This window comes from Nonomuraea jabiensis, from assembly GCF_014204795.1.
Lineage (GTDB): Bacteria > Actinomycetota > Actinomycetes > Streptosporangiales > Streptosporangiaceae > Nonomuraea > Nonomuraea jabiensis.
The window spans coordinates 6,538,868-6,556,847 of record NZ_JACHMB010000001.1; the positions used below are offsets into that span (position 1 = coordinate 6,538,868).

14 protein-coding genes and 1 pseudogene are annotated in these 17,980 nt (G+C 70.8%); 10 read left to right on the forward strand and 5 right to left on the reverse strand.

The window, feature by feature from the left end:
• Positions 1–199: 199 nt before the first annotated feature.
• Positions 200–1,305: pseudogene (locus HD596_RS29850) on the reverse strand (RNA-guided endonuclease InsQ/TnpB family protein); the annotation flags it as partial.
• Between the two features lie 146 nt (positions 1,306–1,451).
• Between HD596_RS29850 and HD596_RS29855 the strand changes: the two are divergent.
• Positions 1,452–2,471 carry a LacI family DNA-binding transcriptional regulator gene (locus HD596_RS29855; RefSeq protein ID WP_185072607.1) on the forward strand — a complete coding sequence of 340 codons (1,020 nt, stop codon included), beginning with the start codon at positions 1,452–1,454 and terminating at the stop codon, positions 2,469–2,471.
• On the opposite strand, the gene HD596_RS64960 is transcribed toward HD596_RS29855, so the two are convergent.
• On the reverse strand, positions 2,468–4,114 hold the full coding sequence (locus tag HD596_RS64960) for a glycoside hydrolase family 43 protein (protein WP_185072608.1): 1,647 nt from the start codon (positions 4,112–4,114) through the stop codon (positions 2,468–2,470). The genes HD596_RS29855 and HD596_RS64960 overlap by 4 nt on opposite strands.
• A 126-nt stretch (positions 4,115–4,240) precedes the next feature.
• On the opposite strand from HD596_RS64960, the gene HD596_RS29865 reads away from it, so the two are divergent.
• The 5 genes from HD596_RS29865 (at position 4,241) to HD596_RS29885 (ending at position 11,341) form a co-directional block, all read left to right on the forward strand.
• Complete coding sequence (locus HD596_RS29865) at positions 4,241–5,590, forward strand: ABC transporter substrate-binding protein (RefSeq protein ID WP_185072609.1); 1,350 nt, start codon at positions 4,241–4,243, stop codon at positions 5,588–5,590.
• Between the two features lie 51 nt (positions 5,591–5,641).
• On the forward strand, positions 5,642–6,568 hold the full coding sequence (locus HD596_RS29870) for a carbohydrate ABC transporter permease (RefSeq protein WP_185072610.1): 927 nt from the start codon (positions 5,642–5,644) through the stop codon (positions 6,566–6,568).
• Positions 6,565–7,464 carry a carbohydrate ABC transporter permease gene (locus HD596_RS29875; protein ID WP_185072611.1) on the forward strand — a complete coding sequence of 300 codons (900 nt, stop codon included), beginning with the start codon at positions 6,565–6,567 and terminating at the stop codon, positions 7,462–7,464. The genes HD596_RS29870 and HD596_RS29875 overlap by 4 nt, the downstream gene beginning before the upstream one ends.
• Before the next feature lie 7 nt (positions 7,465–7,471).
• Positions 7,472–9,709 (forward strand): alpha-xylosidase, encoded by a 2,238-nt coding sequence (yicI, locus tag HD596_RS29880; protein ID WP_185072612.1) that lies wholly within the window; start codon positions 7,472–7,474, stop codon positions 9,707–9,709.
• Between the two features lie 105 nt (positions 9,710–9,814).
• Positions 9,815–11,341, forward strand: coding sequence for a carboxylesterase/lipase family protein (locus HD596_RS29885; RefSeq protein ID WP_185072613.1), 1,527 nt, complete (start codon positions 9,815–9,817; stop codon positions 11,339–11,341).
• Between the two features lie 22 nt (positions 11,342–11,363).
• Here HD596_RS29885 and HD596_RS29890 read toward each other — a convergent pair whose 3' ends face one another.
• On the reverse strand, positions 11,364–12,380 hold the full coding sequence (locus HD596_RS29890; RefSeq protein WP_185072614.1) for a LacI family DNA-binding transcriptional regulator: 1,017 nt from the start codon (positions 12,378–12,380) through the stop codon (positions 11,364–11,366).
• A gap of 197 nt (positions 12,381–12,577) precedes the next feature.
• Between HD596_RS29890 and HD596_RS29895 the strand changes: the two genes are divergently transcribed.
• Genes HD596_RS29895 through HD596_RS29910 form a run of 4 tightly spaced genes read left to right on the forward strand, consistent with a single transcriptional unit; the run spans position 12,578 to position 17,268 of the window.
• Positions 12,578–13,849: a sugar ABC transporter substrate-binding protein gene (locus tag HD596_RS29895; RefSeq protein WP_185072615.1), complete on the forward strand. Its 1,272-nt coding sequence runs from the start codon at positions 12,578–12,580 to the stop codon at positions 13,847–13,849.
• Positions 13,850–13,853: 4 nt separating this feature from the next.
• Positions 13,854–14,786, forward strand: a complete 933-nt coding sequence (locus HD596_RS29900) for a carbohydrate ABC transporter permease (RefSeq protein ID WP_185072616.1) — start codon at positions 13,854–13,856, stop codon at positions 14,784–14,786.
• Positions 14,783–15,589 carry a carbohydrate ABC transporter permease gene (locus HD596_RS29905; protein ID WP_313045070.1) on the forward strand — a complete coding sequence of 269 codons (807 nt, stop codon included), beginning with the start codon at positions 14,783–14,785 and terminating at the stop codon, positions 15,587–15,589. Before HD596_RS29900 ends, HD596_RS29905 begins: the two co-directional genes overlap by 4 nt.
• 17 nt (positions 15,590–15,606) lie before the next feature.
• Positions 15,607–17,268 (forward strand): amylo-alpha-1,6-glucosidase, encoded by a 1,662-nt coding sequence (locus tag HD596_RS29910; RefSeq protein WP_185072617.1) that lies wholly within the window; start codon positions 15,607–15,609, stop codon positions 17,266–17,268.
• Positions 17,269–17,328: 60 nt separating this feature from the next.
• Here the strand turns inward: HD596_RS29910 and HD596_RS29915 are convergent, their stop codons facing one another.
• Together HD596_RS29915 and HD596_RS29920 are read right to left on the reverse strand one after the other, a co-directional pair.
• Positions 17,329–17,562 (reverse strand): hypothetical protein, encoded by a 234-nt coding sequence (locus HD596_RS29915; RefSeq protein WP_185072618.1) that lies wholly within the window; start codon positions 17,560–17,562, stop codon positions 17,329–17,331.
• Positions 17,563–17,657: 95 nt separating this feature from the next.
• Positions 17,658–17,831 (reverse strand): CsbD family protein, encoded by a 174-nt coding sequence (locus HD596_RS29920; RefSeq protein ID WP_185072619.1) that lies wholly within the window; start codon positions 17,829–17,831, stop codon positions 17,658–17,660.
• Positions 17,832–17,980: the final 149 nt, after the last annotated feature.

Here is a 17,980-nt window from a genome sequence, read left to right on the forward strand (position 1 = left end):
CTCGGTGGGCACGGTCGCCTGTAGTTACCGCCACGGCGCGAAAGACTTCACGGACGATTGCGATGCCATGACCTCTTTGGGCGGGAGCGCCCGGCGGATGTGGCACCATCGAATCGGCACCGGCAGACAGGGCGGCATGGTGGCGGCCGGGAAGCGAAGGACTTGACCTCCTCCCCCTCGTAACCGAGGGGATTCCAACCGTCGCCGGTTGGCCTTCCTGCTTCACTACCGGTCGCCCGCCCGAGAGGACTCTCGTTGAGGTCTTACACCAGCTCCACAGGCGTTTCAGCTCTCCGCCAGCCCGGCGGCGAGCACGTTGCGCGCGGCGTTGACGTCCTGGTCGTGGACCGCGCCGCAGCCGCAGGTCCATTCCCGGACGTTCAGCGGCATCGTCTCTTGCAGGGCCCCGCAGGCCGAGCACAGCTTGGAGGAGGGGAACCAGCGGTCCACTACCACCAGCGTGCGCCCGTACCAGGCGGCCTCGTACTCCAGCATCATCCGCAGGTCCCGCCAGGCCGCATCCGAGATGGCGCGGGCCAGCGAGCGGTTCTTGACCATGTTGCGGACGGTGAGATCCTCGATCACGACCGTTTGGTTCTCACGGACGAGCCGAGTCGAAAGCTTGTGCAGGAAGTCACGCCGCCGGTCGGCGATCCGCGCATACACCTTGCCCACGCGCAGCCGGGCCTTGGCCCGGTTGCTCGATCCCTTCCCCGTACGGGCGAGCGATCGCTGCGCGCGGGCCAGCCTGCGCCGGTCGGCACGCTCGTGACGCGGGTTGACGATCTTCTCACCGGTCGACAGCGTAACCAGCGCCGTGACGCCCGCGTCCACGCCCACCGACGACTCGACCGGCGGCAACGGCGCAATCTTCTCCTCGAGGAGGATGGACACGAACCACCGCCCCGCCGCATCCCGGGAGACGGTGACCGTGGACGGCTCGGCCCCCTCGGGCAGCGGACGCGACCACACGATGTCCAACGGCGCGTCCATCTTCGCCAAGAACAGCCGGCCCTGACGCCAGCGGAACGCCGAGCGGGTGTACTCCGCCGACGCGCGTGCCTTCTTCCTGCTCTTGAACGTCGGGTACTTGGCCCTGCGTTGGAAGAAGTTCGCGAACGCCGCCTGCAGGTGGCGCAGCGCCTGCTGCAGCGGCACCGACGACACCTCGCCCAGGAACGCCAGCTCGGGGGTCTTCTTCCACGCCGTCAGCGCGGCGGAGGACTCCACATAGGAGACCCGCCTGCCTTCCAGAGCGTAGGCACGGGTCCGCTCCTCCAGAGCCTTGTTGTAGACCAGGCGCACAGACATTCTGCAAAAAGATCAGTTAATTACCGCTCGATTGTCGTAGACGGCGGTCCGTCCGGCGGCGAATCGCCTGCTCCTGCCGTGATCCGCAGGAGTCCGATTCCTTCCCCGCCTGAAGGTGGGGGTCTCCTCGGAGGGACCGGATGAATCGGGCACCAGGCATGGTGGATGTGGCGCGCGAGGCGGGTGTGTCGCACGTCACCGTCTCCCGCGTCCTCAACGACCACCCCTCCGTCCGCCCGGAGACCCGGGCTCGCGTCGAGGCCGCCATCGAGAAGCTCGGCTACCGCCGCAACAGCGTCGCCCGCGCGCTCAAGAGCCGCCGTTCCTCGACGATCGGGGTGGTGCTCGCCGGGGCCGAGCTGTACGAGCTGCCGCGCATCCTGCGGGGCGTGCAGACGGCCGCACAGCGGGCCGGCTACTGGGTCAATCTGGCCAGCTGGCAGGGCGGCACCACCAGAGACCTGGCCGAGACCCTGCAGCGGCTCACCGACCAGGCGGTCGAGGCCGTCGCGGTCATCGCCGACCGGCCCATGGTGATGGACGCCCTGGCCGACATCGTGACCGGCGTGCCGATGACGGTGGTCATGTCCGGCAACGTGCCCAACCCGGACGTCGGCTTCGTCGAGCTCGATCAGGAGCTGGGCGCGCGGCTCGCCGTACGGCACCTGGTGGAGCTGGGGCACCGCCACATCGTCCACCTGACCGGCGCGCTGCGCACCTTCGACGCCCGGGCCCGCGTCGAGGGCTGGCGGGCCGCGCTGGCAGAGGCGCCGGAGGCCGGCGGCGAGTTCTTCGAGGGCGACTTCACCGGCAACAGCGGCTACCGGCTGGCCCACTACCTCGTCACCCGCCGCGCCGGCGAGCCGCCGACGGCGATCTTCGCCGGCAACGACCAGATGGCCATGGGGGTGCTGGCGGCCTTCGCCGAGCTCGGCGTGAAGGTGCCCGGCGACGTCTCGCTCGTCGGCTTCGACGACATCGCGGGAGCGGCCTATCAGGTGCCCGCGCTGACCACGGTCCGCCAGGACTTCGTCGCTCTCGGCGCGCGCTGCATCGAGCAGGTGCTGCGCATGATGCAGGGCGAGCCGGCCTCGTGCGAGCGGATCGCTCCCGAGCTCGTGGTCCGGCGCAGCACGGCGCCGCCCAGGCCGCCCCGTTAGCCGGCCGTCCCGGGTTCGGGCTGGTACTCGAACCAGTGGACCCGCGCCCGTCCGTCGCTCGCGTGGCCGTTGCCGGTGGCGTACAGGCCCAGGTAGACCCCGACGAACCCGCCCGCGCGCTCGGTGCTGAAGAACGACCGTTCGATCGTGGCCAGGCTGATCCACTGCGCCGCGGTGAGGTCCTTGACGCGGAAGGTGTAGCCGGCTTCGTCTCCGTCGACCGCCAGCAGCACCTCGCCGGTCGAGACCGGGACCGAGGCCCGGCGGGTGCTCGTGCCCGCCTCCCGGACCGTCAGCACGGCCTGCGCCTGCCCGTCGCCGTCCACGGTGAGGGCGAGCGTGGCGTGGTGGTCCTGGTGCTGGAAGACGGCCAGGCCGGCCTCCTCCGACGGGCGCGCGGCGGCGAAGCTGATCCGGGTCCGCGCGCCGAAGCGGACGTGCTGCTGGCGCCGGCCGAGGAAGGCGGGCACGCCCGTGGAGCTGAGGGGGTCGGGGGCGAGGTCGAGGTCGAGCCCGGACCCGTCGGCCGTGGGCCTGACGCGGTCGCCGACGGGCCCGCGCAGGCTGTTCCACTCCAGCCCGCCGAAGTCCGCCCGCCCGGTCGGCGCGGCGGTGTCACCGTCCGGTCCGGAGTGCGGCCGCCCGCCCGGCACGGCGGTGTCGCCGTCAGATCCGGAGTGCGGTCGGTCGGGCGGGACGGTGGTGGCGACGTCCGGCTGGGCGGAGGCGATCGACGGGAGCCGCTCCGACAGCCGCACGGCTCCCGTTTCGGGCGCGAAGACGGGCCCGTGGGCGGTCCAGGTCACGGGCACCAGGAACACCTCCCTGCCCAGCGTGTGGGTGCCCGCGATCGGCCGCACGCCGAGCGTCACCGCCCACCACTCGCCGACGGGGGTGTCCACCAGGTCGGCGTGGCCGACGTTGTGAATGGGCTCGCCCGGGCCGCGGTGCCGGTGGGTCAGCAGGGGGCTGCGCGGGTCGGTGACGTAGGGCCCGGTGACGGTGCCGGAACGGGCCGCGGTGACGCTGTGGTTGCTCTCGGTGCCGCCCTCCGCGGCGATCAGGTGGTACACCCCGTTACGTTTGTACAGGTGCGGCGCCTCCACCCAGGCCCCGCGCACCGCGCCCTGCCACAGCACGTGAGTGGGACCGACGAGCTTGAGCCGCTCCAGGTCGAGCTCGCGCATCCACAACTCGCCGGGACCGCCCTGGACCGCGTCCCGGCAGGCGGTGAGCCAGCACCGGCCGTCGTCGTCGAAGAACAGCGACGGGTCGATGCCCTCGGCCTCCAGCGGCACGGGGTCCGACCACGGCCCGGCGGGGTCGGACGCGGTCACGACGAAGGTGAGGCTGCCCTGCCGGTTCACGGCCAGCGTGGAGACCACGTAGAAGGTGCCGTCGTGGTGGCGGATGGTCGGCGCCCACACGCCGTCGGAGACGTCCAGGCCCTCCAGCGCGAGCAGCCCGGGCCGGTCCAGCACATGGGTGAGCTGGCGCCAGCGCACCAGGTCACGGCTGTGGAAGAGAGGGAGTCCCGGAAAATAGGTGAAGGACGAGGTGACCAGGTAGAAGTCCTCGCCGACCCGGCAGATCGACGCGTCCGGATAGCACCCGGGCAGGACCGGGTTGCGGAAAGCAGGCACGGGGGGCTCCGAGAGATCTCACAAAGAGGGGGCTTGACAGGATGACAACGTTAACATCAGGTTAGATGCCAACGCACGACCTGGCATTCCCGCCAAGGCGCACCACCCCTTGCCCAGGAGACCGTCATGACCCCACCGACCCCGCCTCGCCGCCGACACCGCAGGAAGCTGGGCGCCGCGGCGCTTGCCCTCGCTCTGGCGGCGTCGCTGGCCGCCTGCTCGTCCGCCGACGCCCCCTCCCCGAGCACGGCGGCGAGCGCGAGCGGGCCGGTCACGCTGCAGGTCTGGACCTGGAACCTGAAGGGCGGCGACCCGGAGGCCGAGGCGATCATCGCCAAGTACCACCAGGAGAACCCCAACGTCACGATCAAGCTGTCGGAGGTCGGTGGAACCTCCGACACCGCCTCCAAGCTGCTGGCCGCCGACAAGGCCGGCGACACCCCCGACGTCGTGCAGCTGGAGTACCGCGCCGTGCCGGCCATGGTGGTCTCCGGAGCCGTGAAGGACATCACCGCCGACGTGGCGTCCGTCAAGTCGGGCATCGACCCCAACATCTGGGCCCTGACCACCTTCAACAACCAGGTCTACGGCGTGCCCCAGGACATCGGGCCGATGGCGCTCACCTACCGCAAGGACCTGTTCGACAAGTACGGCATCAAGGTCCCCAGCACCTGGGCCGAGTACGCCAAGGCCGCAGAGCAGATCCGCAAGAAGGACCCCGACGCCTACATCGCCAGCTTCGCCGCCAACCAGCTCGAGTTCTTCGCCGCCCAGGCCACCCAGGCCGGCGCCCAGTGGTGGAGCACCGACGGCAACGCCTGGAAGGTCGGCATCGACAGCGAGCCGTCCCTGAAGACCGCCGACTTCTGGGAGGACCTCGTCAAGCGGGACCTGGTGAAGGTCGAGCCGCTGCTCACGCCGGAATGGAACGCCCAGGTCAACAAGGGCAAGATCCTGAGCTGGGCCGCCGCGGCCTGGGCGCCCAGCGTCATCTACTCGGTGGCGCCCGACACCGCCGGCAAGTGGGAGACCGCGCCGCTGCCGCAGTGGACGCCCGGCAACCCCGCCGTCCCGTTCCTGGGCGGATCCGCCTACCTGGTGCCGGCCAAGTCGAAGCACGCCAAGGAGGCCGCGGCCTTCGCAGCCTGGCTCGGCGCCTCCGACGAGGGCTCCAAGCTGCAGCTCACGCTCGACATCTACCCCGGCGGGAACGCCGGGCGCCAGGCGACGCTGACCCACGAGCCGCCTAAGCTGATGCCGCAGCAGAAGGACTTCTACCAGGTCACCGACCAGGTGATCAAGAACACCACCATCCCGGTGACCTGGGGACCCAACGTGAACATCGCCCAGAGCGCCTTCGGCGACGCGCTCAACAAGGCCGCGCTCGACAAGACCTCCTTCCGCGCGGTGTACCAGGCCACGCAGCAGGCCGTCGTCGCCGACCTGCAGAAGTCCGGCTACACCGTCACCAAGTAAGACGCCGAGGGCCCGACCGGGCCCTCGGCTCGACCCCTCTCTGGACGTCCCATGCCCGCCAGCCCCGCCGGGCGACGCCTGCGCATCCGCGCCGTCGCCACCCCGTGGATGTTCGCCACGCCCGCGATCGTCTTGTTCACCCTGTTCCTGATCGTCCCGATCGGCTACGCCGTCTACCTGAGCTTCCGCGGCTTCCGCATCGAAGGCGGCGGCGCGTTCGGGCGGCGGGTGGAAGCCTTCATCGGGTTCGACAACTACGCCGCCGCGCTCTCCGACCCCGAGTACGTCGCCGGGCTCGGCCGCGTCCTGCTCTACGGCGTCATCGCCATCCCCAGCGTGCTGGGCCTGGCCCTGCTGTTCGCGCTGCTGCTCGACACCCCCAGGGTGCGGGCGCGCGGCTTCACCCGTACCGCGATCTTCCTGCCGTACGCGGTGCCCGGCGTGATCGCCAGCCTCCTGTGGGGCTTCCTGTACCTGCCCAGCACCAGCCCCATCACCTACCTCGCCAGGCAGCTGAATGCCGGGCCGCTGGACTTCTTCGGCTTCCCCGCCCTGTACTTCTCGCTGGCCAACATCGCGCTGTGGTCCGGCGTCGGCTTCAACATGATCATCATCTTCACGTCGCTGCGCGCCATCCCCACGTCCGTCTACGAGGCGGCCCGCATCGACGGGGCGAGCGAGTGGCAGATCGCCTGGCGCATCAAGATCCCGCTGGTCGCCCCCGCGCTCGTGCTCACCGGCCTGTTCTCCGTGATCGGCACCCTGCAGCTCTACAGCGAACCGGCCACGCTGCGGCCGATGACGACCACGATCAGCTTCACCTGGGTGCCGCTGATGAAGATCTACCAGGAGGCGTTCACGAACGACAACCTCGGCGGGGCCGCGGCCGCCTCCGTGGTGCTGGCCGTGGGCATCCTGGTCATCTCGCTGCTGCTGCTGCGGTTCTTCCAGCGCCGGACCTTCGGAGGCAACGCATGACCGCCGTAACCCGCACCGGCGACCGCCAGTTCCGCCGCCACCACCAAGGCCGGCGCCGTCCGGCCGCGGCGCGGCGGCCGCGCCTCCCGCTGATCGTGCTGCTGCTCGGCGCGCTGTACTGCCTGACCCCGGTGGCCTGGGTGGTCATCGCCGCCTCCAAGACGTCGCGCGAGCTGTTCACCACCTTCTCCTTCGCCCCCGGCACCGGCCTCCTCGAGAACCTGGCCAACCTCAGCTCCTACGGCGACGGCCAGTTCTGGAAGTGGGGGCTCAACTCGCTGCTCTACGCCGGCGTCGGCGCGATCCTGTCGACGCTGGTGTCGGCCATGGCCGGCTACGCCCTGGCCAAGTTCCGCTTCCGCGGGCGCGAGGTCCTGTTCTCCGTGATCCTCGCCGGCGTGCTCGTGCCCGGCATCGTGCTGGCCGTCCCGCAGTATCTGCTGATGTCCGCCGTCGGCCTGGCCGGGACCCACTGGTCGGTGCTGCTGCCGGTCATCATCAACCCGTTCGGCATCTTCCTGTGCCGGGTCTTCGCCGCCGCCTCGGTGCCGGAGAGCACGCTGGAGGCGGCGCGCCTGGACGGCGCCGGGGAGACCCGGATCTTCGGCACCATCGTGCTGCCCATGATGGTGCAGGGGCTGGTCACGGTGTTCCTGCTGCAGTTCGTCGGCATCTGGAACAACTTCCTGCTGCCCTTCATCATGCTCTCCGACCAGGACAAATATCCGATCACCCTGGGCCTGTACACGTTCCTGGGCAAGGGCGCGGGCGATGGGGACCTGTACTCGCTGGTCATCATGGGCTCGGCCGTCTCCGTCATCCCGCTGATCGCCCTCGTTCTGGTACTGCAGCGGTTCTGGCGCGCCGACCTGCTGGCCGGCGGACTGAAGGGATGACCCACCGATGAAGTTCACCGACGGGCTCTGGCAGCTGCGCCCCGGCGTCACCGCGCTGTACGCGGCCGAGGCGTACGACATCGCCACCGAGGAGGGCGCGTTCACCGTGACCGCGCCCACCACCGTCATCCACCGCCGCGGCGACACCCTCAACCGGCCGGTCCTCTCGCTGCGGCTGTCGTCACCGCTGGCGAACGTCATCCGCGTCCGCATCGACCACCACGCGAGCGACGGCCGCGGCTTCGACCTCGTCGGCGCGGAGGACGGCCACGGCATCGTCAAAACGGACGGATCCACGACCCTCACCAGTGGCGCGCTGAGCGCGACCATGGCGCCCGGAGCCCCCTGGAACCTGTCGTTCCACGCGGACGGGCGCCCGCTGACCTCCAGCGGCCCCAAGTCCATCGGCTACTTCCGGCTCGCCGACGACGCGCAGGTCGATCCGGCGCCGGTCGGCGGCATCCGCGCCTCCGTCCACCTCGCCCAGCAGCTCGCGCTGGACGTGGGCGAGGTCGTCTACGGGCTGGGGGAGCGCTTCGGGCCGCTGGTCAAGAACGGCCAGACGGTGGAGATCTGGAACGCCGACGGCGGGACCTCCTCGGAGCAGGCCTACAAGAACGTGCCGTTCTACCTCACCAACCGTGGATACGGCGTCTTCGTGAACCACCCGGGGCACGTCTCGTACGAGATCGGGTCGGAGACGGTGCAACGCGTGCAGTTCTCGGTGGCGGGGGAGAGCCTCGAGTACTTCGTGATCTACGGGCCCACCCCCAAGCAGATCCTGGAACGCTACACCGCGCTCACCGGCCGCCCCGCGCGCCTGCCCGCCTGGTCCTACGGCCTGTGGCTGTCGACCTCGTTCACCACCGACTACGACGAGCAGACGGTGACCTCGTTCATCGACGGCATGGCCGAGCGCGACCTGCCGCTGTCGGTCTTCCACTTCGACTGCTTCTGGATGCGCGAGTTCAACTGGTGCGACTTCCAGTGGGACCCGCGGGTCTTCCCCGACCCCGAGGGCATGCTGGCCCGCCTGTGCGCCAAGGACCTGCGCGTCTGCGTGTGGATCAACCCCTACATCGCCCAGCGCTCGCCGCTGTTCGCCGAGGCCGCCGGGCAGGGCTTCCTGCTGAAGCGCCCGGACGGGTCCGTCTGGCAGTGGGACCTGTGGCAGGCCGGCATGGGGCTCGTCGACTTCACCAACCCCGACGCGACGCGCTGGTTCCAGTCGAAGCTGCGCGCGCTGCAGGACCAGGGGGTCGACGCGTTCAAGACCGATTTCGGGGAGCGCATCCCGCTCGACGTCGCCTACTTCGACGGCTCCGCGCCCGAACGCATGCACAACCTCTACACGCACCTCTACAACACGGCGGTGTTCGAGGTGCTGGAGGAGCGGCGCGGCCGGGGCGAGGCGGTGCTGTTCGCGCGGTCGGCGACGGCGGGCGGCCAGCGGCTGCCGGTCCACTGGGGCGGCGACTCGGGATCGACGTACGGCTCCATGGCGGAGACCCTGCGCGGCGGCCTGTCGCTCGCGTTCTCCGGCTTCTCCTTCTGGAGCCACGACATCGGCGGCTTCGAGGGCACCCCCGACCCCGGCGTCTTCAAGCGCTGGGTCGCCTTCGGGCTCATGTCCTCCCACTCGCGGCTGCACGGCTCCACCTCCTACCGCGTGCCGTGGGCCTTCGACGAGGAGGCCGTGACGGTGACCCGGCTGTTCACGAAGCTCAAGCTGCGCCTGATGCCGTACCTGTTCCAGGCGGGCGTCCAGGCGCACGAGAGCGGGACACCCGTCATGCGGCCCATGGCGATGGAGTTCCCCGGCGACCGCAACGCCGCCCACCTCGACACCCAGTACATGCTCGGCCCGGACCTGCTCGTCGCGCCCGTCTTCACCCCCGACGGGACGGTGGAGCTCTACCTGCCCGACGGCACGTGGACGAACTACCTGACGGGGGAGCGCGTCGAGGGCGGGCGCTGGCGCACCGAGCGGCACGGCTTCACCTCGATGCCGATCTACGTGCGCGAAGGCGCGGTCCTGCCCATCGGGGCCAGGGACGACCGGCCGGACTACGACTATCTCGACGGCCTGACCCTGCGCGTCTACCCGGGACCGGACGGCGAGAGCACCCTCACCGTCACCGATCACGCCTCCGGCGAGCCCGCCCGGTTCACCGTCACCCGCTCCGGCGGCGAGGTCCGGGTCTCCTCCACCCTCGCCACCGGCTGGACGTACGAGTTCGCCTGACGGCGCTTGTCAGCGGACGGGCAGGAGCACCGCCGACGGGGAGGGCTGTGGTGCCGCGCTCCGAGACCAGGCGTTAAATTGGTCGATTTAGACAAAGGAGCCGCCATGTCCGCAGTAGAGGAGCCCAAGGTCCGTACCGCCGCCGGCGTGGTGCGCGGCCGCACGGAAGACGGCCTGGCCGTCTTCCGTGGCATCCCGTACGCCGAGCCCCCGATCGGCGAGGCCCGCTTCCAGGCGCCGCGGCGCGTGCGCGGCTGGGACGGTGTGCGGGAGGCGTTCGCCTTCGGCCCGCCGGCCCCGCAGGAGGCGAGCATGGCCGGCCGCGACGGCGGCGACCTCTTCAAGGGCACGGGCGACGACTGGCTGACGGTCAACGTCTGGACGCCCGACCCCGACCCGGCCGCCCGCCGCCCGGTGATGGTGTGGATCCACGGCGGCGCCTACAAGCACGGCTTCTCCGGCAGCCCCGGCTACGACGCCCGGCATGTCGCCCGCGACGGCGACGTGGTCTTCGTGTCGCTGAACTACCGCCTCGGCGTCGAGGGCTTCGCCCACCTCGACGGCGCGCCCGCCAACCGGGCCCTGCTCGACCAGGTCGCCGCCCTGGAGTGGGTGCGGGAGAACATCGCGGCGTTCGGCGGCGACCCCGGCCAGGTGACCGTCCTCGGTGACTCGGCCGGCGCCGGGTCCATCGCCGCGCTGATGGTCATGCCGAGCGCGGCGGGCCTGTTCCGGCGCGCCGTCGGGCAGAGCCTGCCGGGCACGTACCTCTCCGACGCCCTGGCCAGGGACGTCGCGAGGGCGATCGCCGCCGAGGCGGGCCTGCGCCCGACCGCCGGGGACCTGTCGGGCGTGGCTCCGCGGGAGCTGCCGGCGATCGGGCACGCCCTGGAGTCGAAGATGCGGCAGTACGAGGACCGCTGGGGCTCGTTCGCGCACACGCTCACCCTCTTCTCGCCCGTCGTGGACGGCGAGGTGCTGCCGGCCGCGCCCTGGCAGGCGCTGGCGGGCGGCGCGGGCCGGGACGTGGAGCTGATCATCGGCCACACCCGCGACGAGTTCCGTACGTTCCTGCTCTTCTCCGGGCAGCTCGGCAAGATCACCGAGGAGCAGGCGGCCGAGACGCTGCGCCGCTTCGGCCCCGGCGAGGACGGCGAGCGGGCCTACCGCGCGGCCTTCCCCGGCGCGTCCGCCGAGGAGCTCTACGAGCTCGTGCAGACCGACTGGCTGTTCCGCATGCCGACGCTGCGCCTGGCCGAGGCGCAGGCGGCCGGGGGCGGCCGGGCCCACCTGTACGAGCTGGCCTGGCAGTCTCCGGGCAACGGCGGAGTGATGCGCGCCTGCCACGGCCTGGACGGCCCGCTGCTGTTCGGCACCTACGACGCCCACCTGGGCCCGGCGGCCATCGGCCCCGAGCACACCGCCGAGGCCCGCGAGCTGACGGCCCAGATCCGCACGGCCTGGACGTCCTTCGCGACCTCGGGCGACCCGGGCTGGCCCGCCTACGACGCCGGGCGGCGCCTGACCCGGATCTTCGACACGGCGCCGTCGGTCGCGGCCTACCCCGAGGAGACCTCGCGCCTCCTGTGGCAGGACCACGTCTTCGAGGCGCTTCCCCTGCTGACGGCCTGAGGGACTCCTCCCGGCACCGTGATCAGTCGCGCGGCCGGGCGGGCCCGGTGCTGCCGCGCAGCGAGATGGGCGGGGCCACCAGCAGGTGGTGCTGCGGGGTGCCGGGGTCGGCGACGCGCTGGATGAGCAGCTCGACGGCGCGCGCGCCCAGCTCGTCGGCCGGCACGTCGGCGGCGGTGAGCGGCGGGTGCAGGTTCTCCGCCCAGTGCCGGGCCGCGACCCCGGCGATGGAGAAGTCGCCGGGCACGCTCAGGCCCGCCTCGGCCAGCCCCCGGTACATGCCGGACACCGCCGCCTCGTTGATGGTGGCGATGGCGGTCAACCCCGGGTGCTCGGTGAGGAGCTGCTCCAGGCAGCTCTGCCCGGCCTGGGCGTCGTCGGCGCAGCAGACCCGCACGCCGCGCAGGCCGCGCTCGGCGATGGCGCGGTCGAAGCCGGACTGCGCCCGGTGGCCGGGGCCGTAACCGGCCGCGACCAGCTCGGCGCTGCGGTTGACCAGCGCCAGCTGCCGGTGGCCGAGGTCGGCCAGGTGGTGGACGCACTTGGCGATCAGCGTCTCGTAGTCGACGTCCACCCAGGACATGTCCTCCGGGTGCCGGGTGCGGCCGATGCCGACGAACGGCAGGCCGAGCTGCTGCAGCCGGGCAACCCGGTCGTCCTCCAGCCGGATCTCCATGAGGATGACGCCGTCCACGCGCCGGCCGGTGACGACGCGTTCGAAGGAGCGGTCGTGCTCGCCGCCGGAGGGCGACAGCAGGACGTCCAGGTCGGCGCGGGCGGCGGCGTCGACCACGCTGGCCACGAAGCCGAGCTGCATGTCGGTCAGGCGCTGGCTGGCCGGCGGGATGACCAGGCCGATCGTGCGGGTGCGGCCCTCCTTCAGCGCCCTGGCCGAGGCGTTGGGCCGGTAGCCCAGCTCGTCGATGACCGCCTGGATGCGGCGCTTGGTCTCCTCCGACACCGGGCGCTTGCCGGTGAGCGCGTACGAGACCGTGCTGCGCGACACGCCCGCCCGCCTGGCGATCTCTCCGATGTTCACGCGTGCTCCTCGTCCGATTCCGCCGGTCGGCGACCATCGTAGGTCGAACCGGTTCAGGACGCGGCACCGCGTCCCGCCCTCTCCGCCCATTGACGCCTACGGCGGAGCGGGCCTATCTTCGGTCGAACCGATTCGCCGAATCGATTCGACGTCGTTCCTGAACAACCTCGCCACGCCTGTCAGCGGAGGTCAGCTCAATGAGATCAGCGGCAAGGAGCCGGCGTGCGGCCGGCGCGAGTCTGGCGGTCCTGGCCGCCGTGGGCGGGCTGGCCGCCTGCTCGTCATCGTCCGGAAGCGGCGACGGCGGCGGCCCGGCGAGCGCCGGCCAGGCCACCGGAGGCGGGACGTACACGATCTGGGACCCGTACCCGCAGTACGACAAGAGCTCGGAGTGGGTGAAGCTGCTGGACAAGTGCGGCACCGACGCCGGGGTCAAGGTCGAGCGCACCGGCTACGACACCAGCGACCTGACCAACAAGGCGCTGCTGGCGGCCCAGCAGGGCAACGCGCCGGACGTGCTGATCGTGGACAACCCGGTGGTCTCGACGCTGGCCGAGGCCGGGGTCCTGACGACCACCGAGGACAACAGGCTCGACGTCTCCGCGATCGCGCCGAACCTGCTGGCCGCCGGCCAGAGCGGCGGCAAGACGTACGGCGTCCCGATCGGCGCCAACACCCTCGCCCTCTACTACAACAAGGACGTCCTGAAGAAGGCCGGGGTGGACATCGCCTCGGTGAAGGACTGGCCCTCGCTGACGGCGGCGCTGGAGAAGGTGAAGGCGGCCGGGAAGAAGGGCATCACCTTCTCGGCGATCGGCACCGAGGAGGGCAGCTTCCAGTTCCTGCCCTGGTTCTGGGGCTCCGGCGCCGCTCTCACCAAGCTCGACTCGCCCGAGGGCGTCTCGGCCGTGGCGCTGTGGAGCGACTGGCTGAAGAAGGGGTACGCCCCCAACTCGGTCATCAACAACACCCAGACGACGAGCTGGCAGGAGTTCGCCACCGGCGACTTCGCCTTCGCCGAGAACGGCACCTGGCAGCTCGCCAACGCCAAGAAGACCGGCTTCGACTACGGCATCATCCCGGTCCCCGGCAAGGCCGGCGGCACCGCGCCCGCTCCTACCGGCGGCGAGTTCGTCAGCATCCCGGTCCAGTCCGACACCGGCCGCTACGCCACCTCGCAGAAGCTCGTCACCTGCCTGACCAGCACCGACAACTCGCTCACCACGACCACCACCCTGTCCTACATCGCGCCCACCGAGGCGGTGCAGGCCAAGCAGGTGGCGGCCGACCCCGCGCTGAAGGTGTGGGTGGACGCGGTCAAGGCGGCCAAGGGCCGCACGAGCGACGACCTGGGCACCAAGTATCCGAAGATCTCGGAGCCGATGTGGGGCGCGGTGCAGGCGGCGCTGAGCGGGTCCAAGTCTCCGCAGGAAGCCATGGCCACGGCACAGTCCGCCGCGGCCCAGTAGCGGCATGAGCGACATCACCCGAACAGCGGTGCGGCCCGCCCCGGCACTGAGCCGGGCGGGCCGGGCCCGATCCGGGCAGTGGGCGGCGTGGGCGTTCCTCGCCCCGATCGTGCTCTACCTGCTGGTGTTCTACGCCTATCCGCTGTTCCGCAACGTCGAGCTGAGCCTGCGGCATTACACGGTGCGCTCGTTCGTGCAGGGAGACGCCCCGTTCGCCGGGTTCGCCAACTACGCCAAGGTCTTCGCGGACGCGACCTTCGGGCCCGCGCTGTGGCACACGGTGGTGTTCACGCTGGTCTCGCTGGCCTTCCAGTTCGTCATCGGGCTCGCGCTGGCGCTGTTCTTCCTGAAGAACTTCCGGCTGTCCGCCACTCTCCGGGGGCTGTTCCTGGTGCCGTGGCTGCTGCCCCTGATCGTGTCCGGCTCGACGTGGTCGTGGATGCTCAACAGTGACTCCGGCGTGGTCAACGCCGTCCTGGCCTGGTTCGGGATCGGGCCGGTCAACTGGCTGACCTCGCCGGACTGGTCGCTGTGGTCCGTCATCATCGCCAACATCTGGATCGGCATCCCGTTCAACCTCGTCGTCCTCTACTCCGGGCTGCAGGCGATCTCGCCGGCCATCCACGAGGCCGCCGCGCTGGACGGGGCGGGCGGGTGGCAGCGGTTCTGGAAGGTGACGTTCCCGCTGCTGCGGCCGGTGTCGGCGATCACGTTGCTGCTCGGCCTGGTCTACACGCTGAAGGTGTTCGACATCATCTGGATCATGACCAAGGGCGGTCCGAGCGGGGCCTCGACCACGTTCGCGACCTGGTCCTACCGGCTCGGGTTCGGCAACCTGGTGCCCTCCTTCGGGCCCGGCGCCGCCGTCGGCAACCTCCTGATCGTGATGGCGCTGGTCTTCGGGCTCGTCTACATCCGCAGGCGGGTGGTGACGTGAGGGCTCTGAAGAGCGCGATCGGCCTGGTGCTGACCGCCGTCATGCTGTTCCCGGTCTACTGGATGATCAACGTGTCGTTCACCCGGGACACCGACATGCGCAAGAGCCCGCCCGACTTCTTCCCGGTGAACGGCACCCTGGACGGTTACCGGGTGGTGCTGGACCAGCAACTGCCCTATCTCGGGGTGAGCCTGGTGGTGGGGCTCGGCACCGTGGCGCTGACCCTGCTGATCGCGGCGCCGGCGGCGTACTCGCTGGCCAAGCTGCGGCCGCGCGGTGGCGGGGTGCTGACTTTCGTGCTGCTGGTGGCGCAGATGATCCCCGGGATCATCATGGCGATGGGGTTCTACGCCATCTTCCTCAACACCGGTCTCCTCAACACCGTCCCCGGGCTGATCGTGGCCGACTCCACCCTCGCCGTGCCGTTCGCGGTGCTCATCCTGACCACGTTCATGTCCGGCATCCCCGAGGAGCTGCTGCAGGCCGCCCGCACCGACGGCGCCGGCGTGGTGCGTACGTTCGTCTCGATCGTGCTGCCCGTCAGCCGCAACTCGCTCATCACGGTGTCGCTGTTCGCCTTCCTGTGGGCGTGGTCGGACTTCATCTTCGCCTCCACCCTCGACCAGGGCGGCGACCACCAGCCCATCACCCTCGGTATCTACCACTACATCGGCAACAACAACCAGGAGTGGAACGCCATCATGGCCACCGCCGTGATCGCCTCCGTCCCGGCCACGATCCTGCTCGTCGTCGCCCAGCGCTACGTCGCCGCCGGCGTCACCGCGGGTGCCGTCAAAGATTGAGAAGGGACCGCCTCTTCATGACCGTCGCCGCTTCAGGCCCGGTGTTCTCCCTGCGGGACATCCCGTTCAGCTACCGCGGGTCGTGGTTCGGCTTCTCGCCCGTGGTGGCGGAGAAGACCTACGCCGAGGACGTGCACCTGGTCTCGCACCAGACCGGCATGCACGCGATCCTGCGGCTGGTCCCCACGGCCGAGACCGCCGTCAGCGCCACCCCGCACCAGCTCACCTGGAGCGGTGGCGGCGGCCGGATCGACCTCGCCTACGAGAGCGCCGACACCGTACGCGTGCGCGGCCGGGGCCTCGGGCTCCGCCTGCTGGCCGCCGACCCGGTCCTGACGCCGTTCAGCGGCCCGTACTTCTACCGGGATCCCGTCGACGGATCGTACGTCTTCACCGTCTACCAGACCGGCCGCCGCTACCGGATCACCCTGCTCGGCGGGCAGGCCGACCCTCTCGGCGCGCAGGCGCTGGGCGGCGCCGAACGCGGTCTCGTCCTCGGCGGCGAGTGGGAGATCGCCATCGAGGAGTACGAGACCGCCCGCGCCCCCTACCTCGGCGGCGACACCTTCGAGCAGGTGGCCAAGGCGGCGCGGGCCGAGTTCGACGCGTTCGCCGCGGCGGTCGCGCCCTGGCGCGGCGAACGCACGCCCGCCGCCGAACTGGCCGCCTACGTGCTGTGGTCGGCCACCGTGCGCCCCGCCGGGTTCGTCACCCGGCCGGCCGTGCTCATGTCCAAGCACTGGATGGACAAGGTGTGGAGCTGGGACCACTGCTTCAACGCCATCGCCCTGGCCGAGGGGCTGCCCGGCCTGGCCTGGGACCAGTTCCGCCTGCCCTTCGACCACCAGGACGCCGCCGGCGCGCTGCCCGACTCCGTCACCCACTCCGAGATCCTCTACAACTTCGTCAAGCCCCCCATCCACGGCTGGGCCCTGCGCCATCTCCCTCCGGCGCCGGAGGTCTACCCGCTGCTGGAACGCTGGACCACCTTCTGGCTGGAGGCCCGCCGCGCCCCCGGCCGCGAGCTGCCGCACTACCAGCACGGCAACGACAGCGGCTGGGACAACGCCACCACCTTCGACCCCGAGCGCGTCGTCGAGACCGCCGACCTGGCCGCGTTCCTCGTGCTGCAGCTGCACGAGCTGGCCCGCCTGGCCCCCGACCCGGGCACGTCCGCCCGGTGGAGCGCGCAGGCCGACCGGATGCGCGACGCGCTCCTCGCCGAGCTGTGGGACGGCGAGAAGTTCGTCGCCCGTGGCGCGCTCTCGGGACGTACCTGGTCCAGCTCCAGCCTGCTCGACCTCATGCCGATCGTGCTGGGGGAGGAGCTGCCGCGCCCCGTCCGGGCGGCGCTGGCCGCCCGGATCGAGCGGCACCTGACCGCGTTCGGGCCCGCCACCGAGCTGCCCGGCTCGCCGCACTACCTGGACGACGGCTACTGGCGCGGCCCCATCTGGGCGCCCTCGACCGTCCTGATCGAGGACGGGCTGCGCCGCGCCGGTTATCCGGACCTGGCCGACGAGATCAGCGCCCGCTTCCGCGCGCTGTGCGAGGCGTCGGGGTTCGCCGAGAACTTCGACGCCCGCACCGGCGAGGGACTGCGCGACCGCGCCTACACCTGGACGGCCAGCGCCTACCTCCACCTGGCCGCCGCCCACGAGCGGCGCAGACGCTCGTAGGCCCCGCGGAGGCCGGCAAGGTAGTCGAATCGATTCGATCGGTCTCTTGCCGGCCGGGTCTCAGTCGGTGGGCTCGGCGTCGGGGCGGACGTCCTCCCCGTCTTCGACCGCCTCGTGCCGTTCCTGCTCGACCTTCTGCTCGGGGTCGAGCGGCGGGTCGATGGGCTCCGCCGGTATCGGCCGCCGGGTCTCCCGGACCTCAACTCCGGCCCGGGCGGCGATGGTGTCGCTCTCTCCGTTGACGCGGCCGGCCGCGGCCGGCAGGTCCGCGGGCATCTCGTCCTGTCCATTCATGACCCGCATCTGCCCCGACCTTGACGTCCAAACCAAGAACCACCGGAGGGCGGCGGAAGCCCATTCCAGAAAAGCTTCCGCCGCCCTCCGTCACGCTATTTCTTGAAGGCGTCCTTCGCCTTCTCCTTCGCCTGCCGCAGATTGGCCTTGGCCTTCTCTGCCTTCCCCCTGGCCTGCAGAGACTCGTTGTCGGTGGCATCGCCGACACGCTCCTTGGCCATGCCCTTGATCTCCTCGGCCTTGCCCTTGGCCTTTTCCTTCCGGGACATATTCATCTCCTCCTGTGCCTACGGACGCACACGGTTTTCCGCTATCCAGGAGCGGGTTCTTCCACTGCCCGGATGACAGGCGAATATACGTGGCCCGGAGCGGCGGCCGGCGAGATCGGACCTCCATTGCGGATCGAAATCGGCCCTGT

Bases quoted from the DNA above. Each gene is read 5' to 3' on its own strand.
- HD596_RS29855 (WP_185072607.1), top strand. From the start codon at position 1,452: ATGAATCGGGCACCAGGCATGGTGGATGTGGCGCGCGAGGCGGGTGTG.
- HD596_RS29865 (WP_185072609.1), top strand. From the start codon at position 4,241: ATGACCCCACCGACCCCGCCTCGCCGCCGACACCGCAGGAAGCTGGGC.
- HD596_RS29870 (WP_185072610.1), top strand. From the start codon at position 5,642: ATGCCCGCCAGCCCCGCCGGGCGACGCCTGCGCATCCGCGCCGTCGCC.
- HD596_RS29875 (WP_185072611.1), top strand. From the start codon at position 6,565: ATGACCGCCGTAACCCGCACCGGCGACCGCCAGTTCCGCCGCCACCAC.
- yicI (WP_185072612.1), top strand. From the start codon at position 7,472: ATGAAGTTCACCGACGGGCTCTGGCAGCTGCGCCCCGGCGTCACCGCG.
- HD596_RS29885 (WP_185072613.1), top strand. From the start codon at position 9,815: ATGTCCGCAGTAGAGGAGCCCAAGGTCCGTACCGCCGCCGGCGTGGTG.
- HD596_RS29895 (WP_185072615.1), top strand. From the start codon at position 12,578: ATGAGATCAGCGGCAAGGAGCCGGCGTGCGGCCGGCGCGAGTCTGGCG.
- HD596_RS29900 (WP_185072616.1), top strand. From the start codon at position 13,854: ATGAGCGACATCACCCGAACAGCGGTGCGGCCCGCCCCGGCACTGAGC.
- HD596_RS29910 (WP_185072617.1), top strand. From the start codon at position 15,607: ATGACCGTCGCCGCTTCAGGCCCGGTGTTCTCCCTGCGGGACATCCCG.
- HD596_RS29915 (WP_185072618.1), bottom strand. From the start codon at position 17,562: ATGAATGGACAGGACGAGATGCCCGCGGACCTGCCGGCCGCGGCCGGC.
- HD596_RS29920 (WP_185072619.1), bottom strand. From the start codon at position 17,831: ATGTCCCGGAAGGAAAAGGCCAAGGGCAAGGCCGAGGAGATCAAGGGC.